This window comes from Streptomyces sp. NPDC005181 (genome assembly GCF_040608395.1).
Lineage (GTDB): Bacteria > Actinomycetota > Actinomycetes > Streptomycetales > Streptomycetaceae > Streptomyces.
The window spans coordinates 23,917-39,406 of the sequence record NZ_JBEXID010000065.1 but is presented as its reverse complement, the minus strand read 5'-3'; the positions used below and the strand labels follow the sequence as shown (position 1 = coordinate 39,406).

The window sequence follows — 15,490 nt, the reverse complement described above, 5'->3', positions numbered from 1 at the left end:
TCGTCATCGGTCAACGCCAGCTCGGCCATCGGCCGCCCCATCTTCGCCATGAAGACAGTCTACTTATTCAACGAATCTACGACGCAGGACACTAGGTCTTACGATCCTGGAGCTGATGGCGCCGGCTGCCCTTGATGTCGTCGGTCTGCAGGTCCAGCCGCCGGCTCCATCGTGTCAGCGGCGCGCGGGAGGCTGCCCAGGAACCGGCGGGCACCTCGTGGGAGGTGAGCACGTCCTCGCCGTAAATATCCTGCAGCCAGTTGGTGTGGTAGATGGTGTCGAGGTAGCGCTCGCCGAGGTCCGGGCCGATGGCCACCGCGGTGAGTTCGTGCGCGTCCTGCCGGGCCAGCCAGTCCGTTGCGCCGCTGACCACCGTGCCGGTGGAGCCGCCGAACAGGAATCCGCGCCTGGCCAGACGATGGCAGGTACGGATGGTGTCCGCCTCCTCGACACGTATCACCTCATCCACATAGGACTCGTCGAGCAGCGGCGGTCGCATGCTCATCCCCAGGCCGGGAATCATCCGGCGGCCCGGCGAACCGCCGAAGGACACCGAGCCGACGCTGTCCACTGCGATGATCCGCACCGGCCGGTGCCACTCCCGGAAGTAGCGCGCACAGCCCATCAGGGTCCCGGTCGTGCCGGCCCCGACGAACAGCACGTCCAGCCGCGGGAACTGGCGGGCGATCTCCGGCGCTGTCGTGCGGTAATGCGCCTTCCAGTTGCTCGGATTGGTGTACTGGCTGAGCCACACGTACCGGTCGTCGGAGGCGCACAGCGCGCGGATGTACTCGATCCGCGCGCCGAGAAAGCCGCCGTTGGCCTCCTGTTCGGCGATCACGTGCACCTGGCTGCCCAACGCCTCCATCATCAATCTGGTCGACAGGTTGCCGCGGGAGTCCGTCACGCACAGGAAGCGGTAGCCCTTGCTCGCCGCGATCATGCTCATCGCCACGCCGAGGTTTCCGGACGAGGACTCGACCAGGATCGATTCCGGCGTCAGGACTCCATCCTGCTCAGCGGTCTCCACCATCTCGGTCGCGGCCTTCAGCTTGATCGAGCCGGCGAAGTTGAAGCCCTCACACTTCAGGAAGAGCGAGTGCCCGAAGATCGACTGAAGGTCGACATAGAGCTCCTCTGCGTTGAAGGCGTAGGGAACGGATATGACGGGCACCATGGTCTCCTCTGTCTGGCGCAGAGCACTTTCGGAACGTCCATCCGACCGTGGGCGGGCTTCTCGCTTGTGCGGCCGGGACCTGTGTCCCGCCAAGCCGGACGGCCCTGCGTCAGCGGCCGCTGTCTCGTACGTCCTGACGTGCTGCGACTTGACCGGTGATCTCTCCTGGGACTGGCCCTGGACAAGCCTCCTGGGCTCTCGGCCGGCTCATCCGTACCGGCTCAGTTCGTGGAAGAAGTCGTCGACGACGTGCAACTCACCGCAGCGGACCACTTCGTCGTAGACGTCCTTGCCCACCGCGAGGTCGAGGACCCCGAGGCCGAAGGGCGAGAACACCACCGGCCGGTCCGCCGGCACCGACACGCGCGCGGCCATCACGTCGTCCAACGTGCCGTGCAGGAAGTCCCGGTTGCCGGTGAGCCGCTCGGCCAGATGCGGCGAGGTGTTGGCCTTCAGGCAGTGCTCGATGTCATCGACGATGTTGGTCGAGGCGAGCAGGATCTCCGGCGCGAGGTCGCGCAGCGACACGTGCAGCACCAGCGGATTGTGTGCGAACCATGACAGGTTGCTGACATGCGGCCGGTCGGCGACGGTTGCGAAGACCACCAGGTCGCTCTGGCGGATCAGCTGCTCGGCGCTGTCGTGCACGGTGATCCGGCCGGTGGTGGCCGACTGCTCCAGGTAGCACCGGAAGCCTGCCGCGCTGTCGGCGGACAGGTCGTGCACGCCGATCTCGTCGAACGACCAGCCGGTGCCGACCAGGAAGGCGTGGATGTAGCGGGCGATCAAGCCCACCCCGAAGAACCCGACACGCGTCGGGCGCGGCCGGTCGCGGCTGAGCCAGTCGGCCGCCGACGCCGCCGACGCGGCCGTCCTGGTGGCGCTGATGATCGAGCTTTCCAGACAGGCGAACGGGTAGCCGGTGTCAGGGTCGTTGAGGATCAGCACGGCCGAGGCCCTCGGGATTCCCGCCGTCACGTTCTCCGGGAAGCTGGAGATCCACTTCAGGCCGTCCACCCGCACCTCCCCGCCGATGGAGGCGGGCAGCGCGATGATCCGGGAGGACGGGCGGTCGGGGAAACGCAGGAAGTACGACGGCGGGTTCACCGAATCACCGGCGCCGTGCACGCGGTAGGTGGCCTCGATCAACTCCACGATCCGTTTCTCGCGGCGGTGCAGCGCGCGCTGGACCTGGGCGCCGGAGATGACCGCGAAGGGCGGCACGGTGATCGGCGCGGGCATCGCGGGCTCTGTTGCGGTGGAAGCGATGGTGGTCATCGTGCGGTCACCTCGACGGTCGGCGAGCAGTCGGCCAGATGCACGGGGTCGGCCATGGCGACGAGCACGTCGCGCGGTCCTTCGAAGGGCTCCCTGCTGTGCGCGGTGCGGATGTTGTCGACGAGCATCAGGTCGCCGGCCTGCCACGGCTCGCGTGCGGTGTTGGCCTCGTAGACGCTGTTGAGCAGCTGCACGACGTCCTCGCCGATCGGGTCGCCGTTGCCGAAGCGGGTATTGAACGGCAGCCCGTCGGCGCCGTAGACGTCCACCAGGTACTCACGCACCTCGGGGGCCATCGTCCATTCGTTGAGGAACGCGACCTGGTTGAACCAGCAGCGCCGGCCGGTGACCGGGTGACGCACCACGGCGCTGCGGCGCTGTCTGGTGCGCAGCCCACCGTCGGGCTGCCACTCGAACGTGATCGCGTTGGCGCGGCAGTAGCTCTCGACGGCGCCACGGTCCTCGGTGCCGAACGCCTCGGCGACGGTTGCCCCGATCTCGTCGTTGTAGCTGCGGGTGAGCAGCCAGCCCTCCCGCTCGAACCGCTCGGTCAACTCGGCGGGCAGCGCGTCGAGCACGGTCGGTGAGTCGGCCACCGCGGTCGCCCCGCCGTCCGTGGGCGCACTGAGACAGGCGAACATCATCATGCCGGGGAACTCAAGCGTGTAGCTCAGTTCGTGGTGCATGCACATCGGCTGGTTCGGCGGCCACTTCGATGAGGAGTACACGCCGTCGGAGTAGGTCCGTCGGGGCGCGAAGACCTCCTTCTCGGTCATCAGACCGGTGGCCAGCTTCGAGAAGACGGCGCCGGTCCCGGGCGCGTCGCGCAGCCCGAGGCCGCGGACCAGGACCGAACCGTGCTCGGCGACGACAGCGCGCAGTGCGTCCCGGTGCCCGGCCGCCCAGCTCAGCGCGTCGCCGTTGGCCTCGGCCCGCAGCAGCGGAGGCTTGCCGGGTTCACGTGCCACGTCGACCAGCGACGCCGTGGATAGGGACGACATCTCGATGTCCTTTCAGTTGCCACTCAGGAAGAAGCGAACACATCGGCGGTGCGCAGCACGGCCTGTGCCGCCTCGGTCGGACGGGTGCGCAGGAAGTAGTGGCCGCCGTCGGCGAGCTCGTGCAGGTCGACCTGCTCGGCCAGGAGCTGCCAGTCGCGGTACCGGAGCGGGTACTCCGCTGTACTCGGGTCGTCGGCGGCAACGACCACGGTGACCGGCGCGGACAGCCTGAGTGCCGGTGGGCTGTCCAGGGCATCGGCGAAATACTGGTGTGCGGACATGCAGTCCTGCCGGTAGGCGGCACCGACGTGTTCGGCGTGCTGCGCATCCAGCTCACCGAGCTCGGTGTACCCGCCGTCCGCGCTCAGCATCGCAGCGATCTCGGCGTCGCTTCGCCCGGTCAGCTCGGTGATGGTGGCGCGCCGGTCGGCGGCGTTACCGAGCAACTGCGCGCCAAGGAACACCCGCTGGACGTCCACCCCGCGCTCCTGCAGCTTTCTGGCTGTCTCCATGGCCAACGCGGTGCCCGAGGAATGGCCCCACAGCAGGACCCTGCTCAGGCCACGCCGGATGATCTCGACGACGACCTGCTCGACCACCTGTGTCATCGGCGCGAACGGCTCGCTCCCGGCGGCCACGTCGTGACCTGGCAGCTCGACGGCGTAGACCGCCGGTCCGCCGCCCGGCAGTGCCCTGGCCATCGGCTGGAAGTTCACCGCGTTGCCGCCGGCGTAGGGAAAGCACACCAGGGCAGCGGCCTGGGCACCGTCCGATTCCGACAGTGACTGAAGCAGCCCGGAGCGCCGCTCGGACCTGCCGTCGACCAGCCCGGCCAGATCGGCAAGGACCGGGTGGCGGGTGACGTCCTTGAGGGACACCGCACGGTCCAGTGTGATCGCCAGCTTCACTGCCGACAGCGACGTGCCGCCCCGTTCGAAGAAGTGGTCCCGCCGTCCGATCTGGTTCTGCGGGATGCCGAGCACCTTCGCCCATGCGGCCGCCAGCTGCTGTTCGGTCGGCGTACTGGGCGCGCGGTACTCGTCCTGGACGGCGCCGAGTTCTCCGGCGAGCACCCGCAGAGTCTTCCTGTCGATCTTGCTGTTGGCCGTCAGCGGCAGACGTTCCCGCCAGTGGAAGGCCGACGGGACCATGTACTCGGGCAGCGACTCACCGAGCCGGTCCAGCAGGACGCCGGCCTCGAGTGGCCGCCGACCGGAGTAGAACGCCACCAGGTGCTTGCTCTGGTCGGCCCGCTCGGTCACCACCACTGCACCGTCGCGAACACCGGGCACCCGCAACAGGGTGTTCTCGATCTCGCCGATCTCGATCCGGAAGCCACGAATCTTTACCTGGTTGTCCCGGCGGCCGAGGAACTCCAGCTTGCCCTCGGGATGCCAGCGGCCGTAGTCGCCGCCCCGGTAGAGCCGGGCGCCCTCACGGTGCGGATCGACCAAGTAGGCCTGCCGGGTGCGCTCGGGGTCATTGACGTATCCGCGGCCGACGCAGACGCCGGAGAAGACGATCAGACCGGGGGCGCCGAGCGGCACCGGAGCCAGGTGCTCATCGACGACATAGACATGCACGTTGTTGACCGCGGGACCCAGCAGGACCCCGTCCCCGTCGGGCACGTGGTCCATGACCTCGTGGTTGGTGTCGTCCGAAGTCTCGGTCAGACCATAGGCGTTGACCAGCTTGATCCCGGGCTGGGCGGCGAACCAGCGCTGCGTGAGTTCCTTCTTCAGCGCCTCGCCGGTGACCGACACGCACCGCAGATCCGGCAGCTCGCGAGGATGCTGCTGCAGACAGGACACGACGACGTCCAGGTAGGAGGGTACGACCTGGAGGACGGCGACCCGGCCGTCAACGATCTTGTCGATGAACCGCTGGACGTCGAGGATCACCTCCTGCTCCACCAGCAGGGTCCGACCCCCGACCAGCAGCCCGGACACCAGTTGCCACAGCGAGATGTCGAAGCACTGGGGTGCGGTCTGGGCGACCACCTGTCCCTCGCCGATCTCCAGGTCGTCGATCTTGGCATAGAGGTGGTTGAGCATGCCCGCGTGCTCGCACATCGCGCCCTTGGGCTCACCTGTGGAGCCGGAGGTGAAATAGATGTAGGCGAGCTGGTCCGGTGCGACGCGGAGGCCCAGATCGTCGTCGGCATGGTCCTCCTCGTAGGCTGCACCGACGAAGAGCTTCTGGATCCCGGACAGCGAGTCGAGGGCCTGGTCGAGCGTGGAGGTGCTGCCGGGTTCGGTCAGCACGAGCCCGCATTCGGCACGGGAGAGCATGGCCGCGACGCGATCGGCCGGGAAATGCGGCTCGACGGGCAGGTACACGCCGCCTGCCTTGAAGACCGCGAGTACGGCGGCCATCCAGTCCAGGTTGCGCTCGGTCACCACCGCGACGACACCTTCGGGGCGCAGCCCCCGCGCCAGCAGGGCTCGTCCCACCCGGTTGGCACGCGCGTTGAGTTCCCGATAAGTCAGCTGCCGCTCCCCGTGCACCGCCGCGACGGCGTCCGGGTGCGCCGCCACCCGCTGTTCGAACAGCTCGTGGAACCGACGGTCCGGGAGCTCCCGGCGCGGACCGGCGAGTCCTTCGAGCTGGAAGCGGAGTTCCTCGGCGGAGAGCAGGCTCTGCCGTCCGTGCTCGGCGTCCGGATCGGCGGCGATCAGCGCGAGCGCGGTGGCGTGGTATCCGGCGATCCTGACGGCGCAGTCCGCGTCGAGCGCGTCGGTCCGGTACCGCAGCCGCAGCACGAGGTGGCCGCCCGGTTGGGAAAAACCCACCCACAGCACGGTGTCACCACCGAGTTCGCCACCCGAGCCGTGCGGATCGAGCACGGTCTCGACCGACAGTCCGGCCAGACCCAGCTCGCGCCTGAGCTCATCGACGGGAAAGTCCTTGTGCGACAGCAGATCTGACGCGACTCGATGGGTGTCCAGCAGCAGCGTCCGCCACGAGTCGCATTCCGTCGTCAGCCGGCAGGGCAGCGGTCGGCCGCCCTTCACCGCGACGTAGCCGGTCGCGACCTCGTGCTCGCCGGACAATGCGGCAAGCACCTTGGCGTGCGCGGCCAGCAGCACCGAGTCGAGCGGCACCGCCAGGTCCTTGGCCAACCGGCCCAACGCTGTCACGACGTCGTCCGGGATCGTCGCCTCGTGTTCGCCGACGCCCGTCACCGGATCGAGTGTCCACCGCGGTATTGCGGTGAATCCACCGGCGAGGAGTACAGCGCGCCAGAACTCCCGGTCGGCCTGCACGTGCATTCCCATCTGGTCGTCCCTCTCCATTCACCGTCGCCACCGTGCTGTTCAGCGCCGACAAGGGCGGCGCTGCTACCCATTCCGCGTCAGTGCCTCGGGCTGATAAGGGGCATCGCGCATCTCCGCGGCGGGGTTCCCTCCCCAGCGTGCATGCTGTGGGACTTCCTCGCCTTTCATGAGAAACGAGTCGGGGGCGAGCACCGCACCGTCTCCCATCGTCACTCCGTAGTGGACGTGGGCTCCCACACCGAGGGTGCAGCCGGCGTCGAGGGTGCTGCGATCGGACTTGAAGGTGCCGTCCTCCTGCGAGTGGCACTGGATCTTGCTTCCTGCATTGAGTGTGCAGTCGCTCCCGATGGTGGTGAGCGTGCGCTCCGTCAAATAGCAGCCGTCATCGAAGACTCTGCTGCCGAGCCGAACACCCAGCATCCGCCAGATCACGTTCTTGAAGGGGGTGCCGTTGAAGACGTTGAGGTAGGTGTCAGGCACCTTCCAGAGGCGCTCGTGCCACCAGAAATACGGGTCGTAGATGGAACACAACTGCGGTCGCAGCGCCCGGAATGCCGCGATGCCGCGCTCCACCAGTACGAAGTAGCCGGCGGTGAACCCGAGGCTGAACACCAGGAACGCAGCGATCAGCACATGCCCGTAGGAGTCGTACAGTTCGACGTTCGCCAGGCCGAGCATCGTGAGCACGAAGAAGTGCAGCCACCGCACGAGCAGGAAGAAGACCATCGAGCGGATGTTGTAGCGGTTCTTTGCGGCGAGGCTGCGGCGCAACTCGTCGCCGGTCCGGAGATGGTCGAACCGGGAGTCGCGCTCAACCGACCGGGGAATCTCGAAGCACGGCGAGCCGAGCAGGCCCACCCCCTCGCGTACCTCACCGTCGAGCGGAATCATCACCTTCGTCGCGAGGAGGCAGTTCTCGCCTGTCCTGGCCCCCGAGGGATAGGCGATGTTGTTCCCGAGGAAGTTGTGCGGCCCGATCGAGGCCCGGGACACCCGGAAGGATGTGCTCGAGAAGTCGGCATTGATGATGGAGAGCCCGTCAGCGACCATCGTGCCGCTGCCGACAGAGCACAGAAACGGGGTCTCGTGTTGTACTTCCGTGCCGAAGTTCGACCCGGTCTGCTCGACCCGGCTCAAGTCGTATCCGATGCCGCGCAAGTAGTGGACGATGTAGGAGCTGTCGCCGAACAGCCATGTGAAGAACTTGATGTTGGTCATGCGCCCGATCGCCCTGTGCGCCGAGTAATGAAAGCCGTACAGCGGATAGACCCTGTCCGGCTTGAGGACCAGGTTCAGCAGACGCGGAACGGTGCACATTACGGCCAGGCCCACGACGACGAAGCCGAAGAACAGCAGGAGGGAAAGGAACAGCGCGTCGACGTAGAGAGCCGGCGATGTGAACCCCATCGTGCCCGGGCCCAACCGGCTGTGCAGCGCCGGGACCTCGGTCAACAGCATGTACGCGCCCCCGACAGCCAGTGGCACGTAGAGGAAGAACAGCTGAAGCACGGTGATGAGGCCGAAGCCGGCCCGGCGCAGCGTGCCGCATTTGGCCGGCCCGATCGTCAGGTAGTCGTGCTCCGTGAGCTGTGCCGGGGATCCGTGCCAGCGCTGGCCGTCCGGGACCACCTGGCCGCTGTACAGCGTTGACGTGTGGCCGAGTTGCGCCCCGTCGCCCATCGACGTGTCGATGTCGAGCACGGTCTTCTCGCCGATGAACACGTCCTGGCCAAGGGTGACCCGGCCGGTCTGGATACGGCCGGCGTGCGCCCGGTAGCAGAGGAAGAACGAGTCCTTGCGGATGACCGTGCCTGCGCCGATCGTGAGCAGGTCGGGGCAGACCGGAACGTTGCGGGAGAGGATCGTGACTCCCTTGCCGATCCGTGCGCCCAGGGCTCGCAGGTACAGCACGTACAGGGGATTGCCGACGAAGAAGATCATCGGGTTGGCGTGGATCAGCACCTTGACGGTCCAGAAGCGCAGATACGTCAGGCCCCAGACCGGGAACTCGCGAGATTTCCACCGGCCGATGAGGAGCCATTTGGCCACGATCGGGAAGGTGCACAGACCGACGAAGCCGACGCCGCCGAAGACGAACGACCGCAGATAGATGTCGATTATATCCGAGCCGGCGGAGACCCATGCATAGCCACGGTCGGCACCAAGTCCGGCGAGGAACGAATATCCCAGGAACAGCAGGAACTGCAGCGTTCCGCAGAGGGCGTACTGCACCGTGCCGGCCGGGGTCACCACCTCGGTCGGCGCCGGGACCGACGACTCGACAGAGGTGGGCGCGGCGTCCGCGAGCCCTGTCGCCAGGCTACGGATCGTTGGGTGCCGGTAGATGTCCTTCATCGACGCTGACGGGAGATCCGCCCGCTTCCTGACCCGTGCGCAGAAATGGGCCATCACCAGCGAGTTGGCGCCGAGGTCGTCGAAGAAGTGGCTGTCGACCGACACCCGTTCGACACACATGACGTCAGCCAGGACCTTGGCGAGGTCTCTCTCGACGCCGGTCGCAGGGTCGGTGCACCTGCGCGTGTCGATCGCAGATTCATCCGGCCCGGGCGTCAGGACGTCGAGGGATTTCTCCTCCATGCGAGCTCCTTGAGGAACTTTCGAGCGCCGCCGGCCATCACGGTCGGCGCCCTGTGCTCGCGCTTTTCGATGGCCGGATCGAGTAGTCCGGAAGTCATGAGGCCGGGATCTGTTGTCCGGTTCCAAACCGTTGCCTCAGTCTTAGCTGTCCACCGTAGGGCTGCCACTCGAACTCGATCATCGTTGGCCCGGCAGTGGCTCTCGACGGCGCCAGGGGGCCTCGCTGCCGGTCGCCTGGCGGCGGGAGTGTGGAGCGCATGCCGCCCGATTCATTCCTCATCCACGGTTCTGCCCGACGGGACGGCGATGAGCTGCATCCGGGTCTCGACTTACTGCATACGAGTGGCGTGGGTCTGATCCGGGCGTTCCGATGCGCGACACCGCAGCGAACACCGCCGGCGGGGCCCGGCTCGATGCCCTGTGGCATCAATGGCCCCGACCGGGTCCCCTCGGATCCGTCAGATGATCACGTGCTACGGCACGTGATCATTCCTGATCGAGATCCATTCTTGCGACGGGCCTCGAGGACCGACGACCGCCGCCACTGCCCCTGGCCCGGGTGGCGTTGGCGGCGAGCAGGGCCAAGCCCAGCGGCGTGAGGGTGTGCAGCACGGTGGTCGCATAACGGACGCTGGCGATCAGGTGTGAGTCGCGCAGTGCCTGGGTGTGGAAGGTGACGGTGCCAGGGGATATGCCCAGAGCGCGGGCGAGTTCACTCCCGGTGGCCCCCGTTGCGGAGGCCCGCAGTACAAGTGCGCGCGTGCGGCCCAGCAGCGTGGTCAGCGGGACCACGTCGCCGTCGGCGACGGATGCCGCTGTGGGCACCCGCTCGTGGTGCATGGGATAGACCAGCACGGGGGGTAATTCGGGGTCGGCCAGCACGACGGCTGAGCCCCAGCAGAAGTACGAGGGCACCAACCGCAGTCCTCTGCCGCCCAGATGCAGGTCCGCGTCGACGGTGGGGTGATCCGCCTCGAGGACGGGGCTGCGCCAGCGAAAGCCCGGCCCCAGGCCGGACAGCATGTCCTCGACGCCCCTTCCCAGGAGGGAACGGGTGCGGAAGACCCGCTCGGCCTCGATGCGGGTGCGAATGGTCTCCTCGTGCGGCGCGATGAGCGCGTCGTAGTACGCCCTCAGCCCTGCCGTCAGCTCGTTCCTGTGTTCACTGGTGGCCAGTCGAGTCAGTCCGCGCGGAGTCGTCGACACCACTCTGGTCAGCTGATCGAGTTCGGCCGCAACCCGGGCGGCCGGGGTGGCGCGGATGGCTTCGAGACCTGGGGAAAGGCCCTCGCTCGCGGCGGCGGGGGTGAGGAAATCCGGAAAGTAGGCAGCGCGCGGAAACAGTGGCAGCAGCAAATGCCGCACCGTGCGCGCCAGTGCGGGATCGTTCAGCTTTTCGCAGGCGAAGCGCAGCCAGGGGGCATAGGTCCCGCGGCCGCGCCTGGTCTGCAGGCGGTGGAGTGAGGCCGCTGTCTCCCACAGGGGATCGGGCTCGGCGGTCAGGCGGGTCCGGCCGAGATCGGGTCCGGAGAAGTGAATGCGGAGCACGGTACTCCTTCACGTGAGGTGCCTGTTTCAACAGAGCTCGAACAAGGTAGCTGCCTGTGAACAGCGGTGGCAATCTCTGTGAAGGTGTGGTTCAACCGGCTTCACAATTCGGAGATTCGGTTGGATCGCGTGTTTCGGTATCGATCGAGAAGGGGAGAAAATGAAGCTGGCCAAGTTCTTCGCTGCCGCGGCTGTGACTGGAATGTCCATTGCCGGTCTTGCCGCCCCCGCGAGCGCCACGGAGCACAATGGAGTGTGCGAGACGGGCGAGTTCTGCCTCTGGTACAACCCGAACTATGTGAACGGCATCTGGGACATGTACTACTCGGACCTCAACCTGAACGACAACTACTTCATCGGCAACTCCAGCCAGCGGGTAGGCAACAACTCCGCCTCGGCCAAGAACCGGGACTCCCTGAGGTGGTACGTCTACTTCGGGACGAACAAAGCCGGCACGTCCGGCTGGTACGACTCCGGTGAGGTCAACCCGCAGATGACGAACTTCCGGAACCAGATCGAGTCCGCCTCGTACTGATCCCCGGCCCGGCCGGCCGGCGTGGCTCGCAAGCCGCTTCGGCCGGCCGGGGTGCACGCACCCACCCCTGGAGCCTGGAGACCAGCCATGTTCGCACCCGGGCGCAGAAAGCCCGCGCGCTTCCCGTCCGCTGCCGCTGCCCTGCTAGTGGCCTGCGTCCTTGCAGGTTGCTCGGCCGGTGCGGGGCGGCCGGGGAAGCATCTAGAGAACCCCGAGGCGCAGTCCCTCCGTATCCCCACGGCCGCGGAAGCCGCTCGTATGGAGGTGCCGCTGGCCCGTTACACCGTCGGCCTGGCCGACGGGCGCGCCATCAACGCGGCCGAGAGCCGCCTCGTCGCGCAATGCGCGGCGCGCTACGGACTCACTCTGCCGCCCGAGCAGCGGGACGGCGGCGCGGAGCCCGGCACCAGTGTGGAGCGCCGGTACGGCATAACCGACCGGAAACTGGCCGCGGTGAACGGGTACGGAATGGGCGACAAACCAGCGAAACGCAACGCCGAACCACATGCGAAGATCCCCGAATATCTAAGGACAGCAATTCTTTCCGGCCGCGGACCGGCCACCGTGAACGGCCTCGAGGTGCCGGACCAGGGGTGCAGCGGAGAAGCCCGTGAAACGCTTTCGAAAAGAGCGGCTCCCAGTCGGAATCAGAATCTTGCCCTCAGTCTCATGGACGAGAGCTTCTATGTGTCACAACGTGATCCCCGGGTGCGGAAAGTGATTTCCAAGTGGTCGGCCTGCATGCACCGGAGCGGATACGACTACAACGATCCGCTGGACGCGGCAGGAGATACCCGTTTTGGTACGGGACGGACTCGGTTGGAGCGCGATGTGGCATTGGCGGACATTGACTGCAAGGAAGCGGTGAATCTCACCGGGATCTGGTTTGCGGTGGAGTCTGCATATCAGCAGGGACAGCTCGCCGAGAACCGGCCACAACTCGAGGACGCCCTTCGAGCCGGTCGTGCGCGGGTTGTCGCGGCACAAGCGATTCTCGATGGGGCCGGGAGCTGAACGGGGTCCCCAGGGCAGCGCATGCTTGCGGCCGCTGCCGGACAAGCAGACCGAGCCGCCTCAGCGCAACTCCGACAAGGCGCTCGCCGGCGGCTCCGGCACGGCCGGTGCGTACGGCGGCCGCGGGTGGACGATGGCGAGCCCCGCGCCCCTCGCGTGCAGAGTCGCGGCTGCTGCACACGTTTGGGGTTGCATCGCGCGTCGGTCAGCTCGTAGTAACTGCCCTTGAACGTGGTGGTCTCCCGCGGCGACAACAGTCCGATGAGCACCTCGCAGGCCTCTTCGGACCGGTCGCCGCGCTGCCTGGGTGTGCCCAGCTCGATGCCGTAGGCGCCGGACGCGGGCTGAACCTGCGGAGCCCGGTGGAGCTGCTCGGTAGTGCCGTTGCCGGTCGAGGGCCTTGGCAGCCGGGGTTTTCACCGGCCATCCGGATTCCGTCCGCCTGGTGGTTGTCTGCCCGTGGCCCGGACAGCCCTATCGTGCGCGCATGCCGGTACCGGACGCGATCGCCGACCCGCGCCGCTGCCGATGGCTCGGGTTCTCGGGCTCGGTCGCGGTCGCGGTGGGCGGGCTGACTGCGGGGGCGTTGCCGGTGCGGGAGGCGGTAGGGCCGTACGGCGGGCGACTGGGGCTGGCCGGTACGTACTTCGGGCTGGTGCTGCTGGTCGCCGCGTGGTGGTGTCTGGGGCGGGCGGTGCGCGGGCCCAAACCGCCGGGAGAGCGGTTCCTGTTGGTGACGCTGGGGATCTGGGCGGCGCCGCTGGTGCTGGGGCCACCGCTGTTCAGCCGGGACGTGTACAGCTATCTGGTACAGGGCACGATGGCCGCCGCGCACATGGACGTGTACGCGTACGGAGCCGACCGGCTCGGCGGGCCGCTGGCCGCCGAGGTGCCGCCGATCTGGCAGCACACTCCGACGCCGTACGGCCCGGTCTTCCTGGCCGTGGCCAGGGCGGCGGTACCACTGGGGATCGCCGGCATGCGACTGGTGGCGCTGTCCGGCGTCGCCCTGATGATCGCCTTCCTGCTCGTACTCGCCGGGCGCTGCGGCACCGACCGGTCGGCCGCGCTCTGGCTGGGTGCACTCAACCCGCTGCTCCTGCTGCACCTAGTTGCGGGCGCGCACAACGACGCGGTGATGCTGGGGCTGCTCGGCGCGGGGCTGGTGGCGGCGTCCGGGCGGTGGCCGGTGTCGGCCGCGGTGCTCGTCACGCTGGCCGCGCTGGTGAAGGTGCCTGCCGTGCTGGGGCTGTTCGCGGTCGCGTCGATCTGGTCGTACCGGCTGCAGGGGCGTGCCAGGCTGGTCAGGACCGGACTTGCCACCCTCGCCGTCGCGGTGGCGACCACGGTGGCCGCCACCGCCGCCACCGGCACCGGCTACGGCTGGGTCGGCGCCCTCGGCACCCCCGTCTCCGCCCACAACTGGTCCCTCACCGGTACTCTCGGCCGCCTCACCGGCGCCGTGCCCGCCTGGCGCTTCCTCGGTGTCGCCGCGATCGCCGTCGTACTGCTCCTGGTCTGGCGCCGCCGCCACGGTCTCGGCCCGGTGTACGCCCTCGGTCTGGGCCTGGCCGCTGTCGCCCTGCTCGGCCCCGCGATCCGCCCCTGGTACGTACTCTGGGCGCTGTTCCCTATCGCGGCCGCCGCACCGCGCGGCCGGGTGCGCCGCTGGGCCGCCGTCGTTAGTTGTGTGCTCGCCCTCGCCGTCCTCCCGGACGGTTTCGCCCCGGACGTACGGCAGTTGGTGCTCGCGGTGAGCGGCGGCGGACTGGCGGCGCTGGTTCTGTTGACCTGGCGGGCTGCGTCCCGGCCGCGGGCCGCGGACGCCCCGGGGACCCTGCCGTGACCCGGCCGCGGCAGCTGCTCGGCATGGTGGTCCCGGTTGCCGGCGCCGTGCTCTTCATGCTGACGGTGCCGTACTACCGGGGCTGGTTCGACCTGTACGTCTACTACGGGACCGTCGACGACTGGATCCGGCACGGCGGCCGGATCTACGACTACCTGCTGCCAGGGACCGGATACGGCTTCACCTATCCGCCCTTCGCCGCCGTCTGCATGCTGCCCATGCTCCTGGTCGGGCGCACCGGCGCGGTGGTGGGCGGCGTGCTGCTCAATGTGGCCGCCTCGGTGCTGCTGTTGCGCGGTCCACTGCGCGAACTGCCCGTGGGCCGCGGTGGGTTGGTGGTGGCAGGGTGCCTTTTCGTGATGCTGGAGCCGGTGCGGGACACCTTCAGTCTGGGCCAGGTGAATCTGCTGCTGATGGCCCTGGTGTACGCGGACGGCGGGCGCGGCCGTTTCGCGGGTGCCGGCATCGGCCTGGCGACGGCGTTCAAGCTCACGCCGGGCATCTTCATCGGGTACCTGCTGCTCACCGGCCGCCGCAGAACTGCTGCCGTCGCCATGGGTACGGCGGTGGCAGCGACCGTGATCGGTGCGCTGGCGGCGCCGCGCGCGTCATGGGTGTTCTGGACCCGGGCGCTGTGGGACACGCACCGGGTCGGTGCCTTGGACTACGTGTCCAACCAGTCGCTCCAGGGCGCGCTGGCCCGGCTGGGCGCGGCCCGCCCGGTGTGGGTGCCGGTCGTGCTCGCGGTGCTCGTCCTGTGGGCGTACCGTGTGCGCCGGGCGACTGCGGTCGGTGACGACGAGGCCGGGATGGCGCTCACCGGCCTTGCGGCATGCCTGATCAGCCCGGTGACCTGGGTGCACCACCTGGTGTGGGCGGTGCCCGCCCTTGCCTTGCTTGCCAGAACCGGCCGTCGCGCCGTTGCCGCAGCGCTGTACGTGGTGCTGTGCAGCAGCGTCGTGTGGCTGTGGCGCGATGATCCGTCCGGCTTGGGCGGTTTCCTCGGCGGGAGCGCGTACGTATGGATCTGCCTGGGGCTGCTGGCGCTGTGGCCGCAAGCGACCTCCCGGCTTCCGTCGCGCAGCAGCGCGGACGAACCGGGCCTTGAAGCAGCGCCCCGAGTCGGCCGGTCCCCGGCTCGGCCTGGGGCCGCACATGCTCCTCGGCGTCCCCGCCGATCCGGCTGACGGGGACCTCACGGCCGTTCTGCCGTGG

10 protein-coding genes are annotated in these 15,490 nt (G+C 68.2%); 4 read left to right on the top strand and 6 right to left on the bottom strand.

From position 1 onward, the window contains the following. Nucleotides 1–91: 91 nt before the first annotated feature. From sbnA to ABZV38_RS29810, 6 genes are all read right to left on the bottom strand, one after another. Nucleotides 92–1,174, bottom strand: a complete 1,083-nt coding sequence (gene sbnA / locus ABZV38_RS29835) for a 2,3-diaminopropionate biosynthesis protein SbnA (protein WP_356331544.1) — start codon at nt 1,172–1,174, stop codon at nt 92–94. Nucleotides 1,175–1,384: 210 nt separating this feature from the next. Further along, nucleotides 1,385–2,455, bottom strand: coding sequence for a 2,3-diaminopropionate biosynthesis protein SbnB (gene sbnB, locus ABZV38_RS29830; protein WP_356331542.1), 1,071 nt, complete (start codon nt 2,453–2,455; stop codon nt 1,385–1,387). After that, nucleotides 2,452–3,456, bottom strand: a complete 1,005-nt coding sequence (locus tag ABZV38_RS29825) for a TauD/TfdA family dioxygenase (RefSeq protein WP_356331541.1) — start codon at nt 3,454–3,456, stop codon at nt 2,452–2,454. Before ABZV38_RS29825 ends, sbnB begins: the two co-directional genes overlap by 4 nt. A gap of 23 nt (nt 3,457–3,479) precedes the next feature. Beyond that, nucleotides 3,480–6,734 carry an amino acid adenylation domain-containing protein gene (locus tag ABZV38_RS29820; RefSeq protein ID WP_356331540.1) on the bottom strand — a complete coding sequence of 1,085 codons (3,255 nt, stop codon included), beginning with the start codon at nt 6,732–6,734 and terminating at the stop codon, nt 3,480–3,482. Nucleotides 6,735–6,797: 63 nt separating this feature from the next. Next, complete coding sequence (locus ABZV38_RS29815; RefSeq protein WP_356331539.1) at nt 6,798–9,332, bottom strand: Pls/PosA family non-ribosomal peptide synthetase; 2,535 nt, start codon at nt 9,330–9,332, stop codon at nt 6,798–6,800. 486 nt (nt 9,333–9,818) lie between these two features. Continuing rightward, on the bottom strand, nt 9,819–10,880 hold the full coding sequence (locus ABZV38_RS29810) for an ArsR family transcriptional regulator (protein ID WP_356331538.1): 1,062 nt from the start codon (nt 10,878–10,880) through the stop codon (nt 9,819–9,821). A 160-nt stretch (nt 10,881–11,040) separates the two neighbouring features. Here ABZV38_RS29810 and ABZV38_RS29805 point away from each other — a divergent pair, with 160 nt between their 5' ends. From ABZV38_RS29805 to ABZV38_RS29790, 4 genes are all read left to right on the top strand, one after another. Then, the gene (locus ABZV38_RS29805; RefSeq protein ID WP_356331537.1) at nt 11,041–11,415 is read left to right on the top strand and encodes a peptidase inhibitor family I36 protein; all 375 of its coding nucleotides are present in this window, start codon (nt 11,041–11,043) and stop codon (nt 11,413–11,415) included. 258 nt (nt 11,416–11,673) lie between these two features. Further along, a complete protein-coding gene (locus ABZV38_RS29800) occupies nt 11,674–12,429 on the top strand; it encodes a hypothetical protein (RefSeq protein ID WP_356331536.1) in 756 nt (251 codons plus the stop codon). A 487-nt stretch (nt 12,430–12,916) separates the two neighbouring features. Next, nucleotides 12,917–14,275, top strand: a complete 1,359-nt coding sequence (gene mptB / locus ABZV38_RS29795) for a polyprenol phosphomannose-dependent alpha 1,6 mannosyltransferase MptB (protein WP_356331535.1) — start codon at nt 12,917–12,919, stop codon at nt 14,273–14,275. Continuing rightward, the gene (locus ABZV38_RS29790) at nt 14,272–15,462 is read left to right on the top strand and encodes a glycosyltransferase 87 family protein (protein ID WP_356331534.1); all 1,191 of its coding nucleotides are present in this window, start codon (nt 14,272–14,274) and stop codon (nt 15,460–15,462) included. Before mptB ends, ABZV38_RS29790 begins: the two co-directional genes overlap by 4 nt. Nucleotides 15,463–15,490: the final 28 nt, after the last annotated feature.

Excerpts from the sequence above, each read along its gene's own strand:
- sbnB (WP_356331542.1), bottom strand. The coding sequence starts at position 2,455 with ATGACCACCATCGCTTCCACCGCAACAGAGCCCGCGATGCCCGCGCCG.
- ABZV38_RS29825 (WP_356331541.1), bottom strand. The coding sequence starts at position 3,456 with ATGTCGTCCCTATCCACGGCGTCGCTGGTCGACGTGGCACGTGAACCC.
- ABZV38_RS29820 (WP_356331540.1), bottom strand. The coding sequence starts at position 6,734 with ATGGGAATGCACGTGCAGGCCGACCGGGAGTTCTGGCGCGCTGTACTC.
- ABZV38_RS29815 (WP_356331539.1), bottom strand. The coding sequence starts at position 9,332 with ATGGAGGAGAAATCCCTCGACGTCCTGACGCCCGGGCCGGATGAATCT.
- ABZV38_RS29805 (WP_356331537.1), top strand. The coding sequence starts at position 11,041 with ATGAAGCTGGCCAAGTTCTTCGCTGCCGCGGCTGTGACTGGAATGTCC.
- ABZV38_RS29800 (WP_356331536.1), top strand. The coding sequence starts at position 11,674 with ATGGAGGTGCCGCTGGCCCGTTACACCGTCGGCCTGGCCGACGGGCGC.
- mptB (WP_356331535.1), top strand. The coding sequence starts at position 12,917 with ATGCCGGTACCGGACGCGATCGCCGACCCGCGCCGCTGCCGATGGCTC.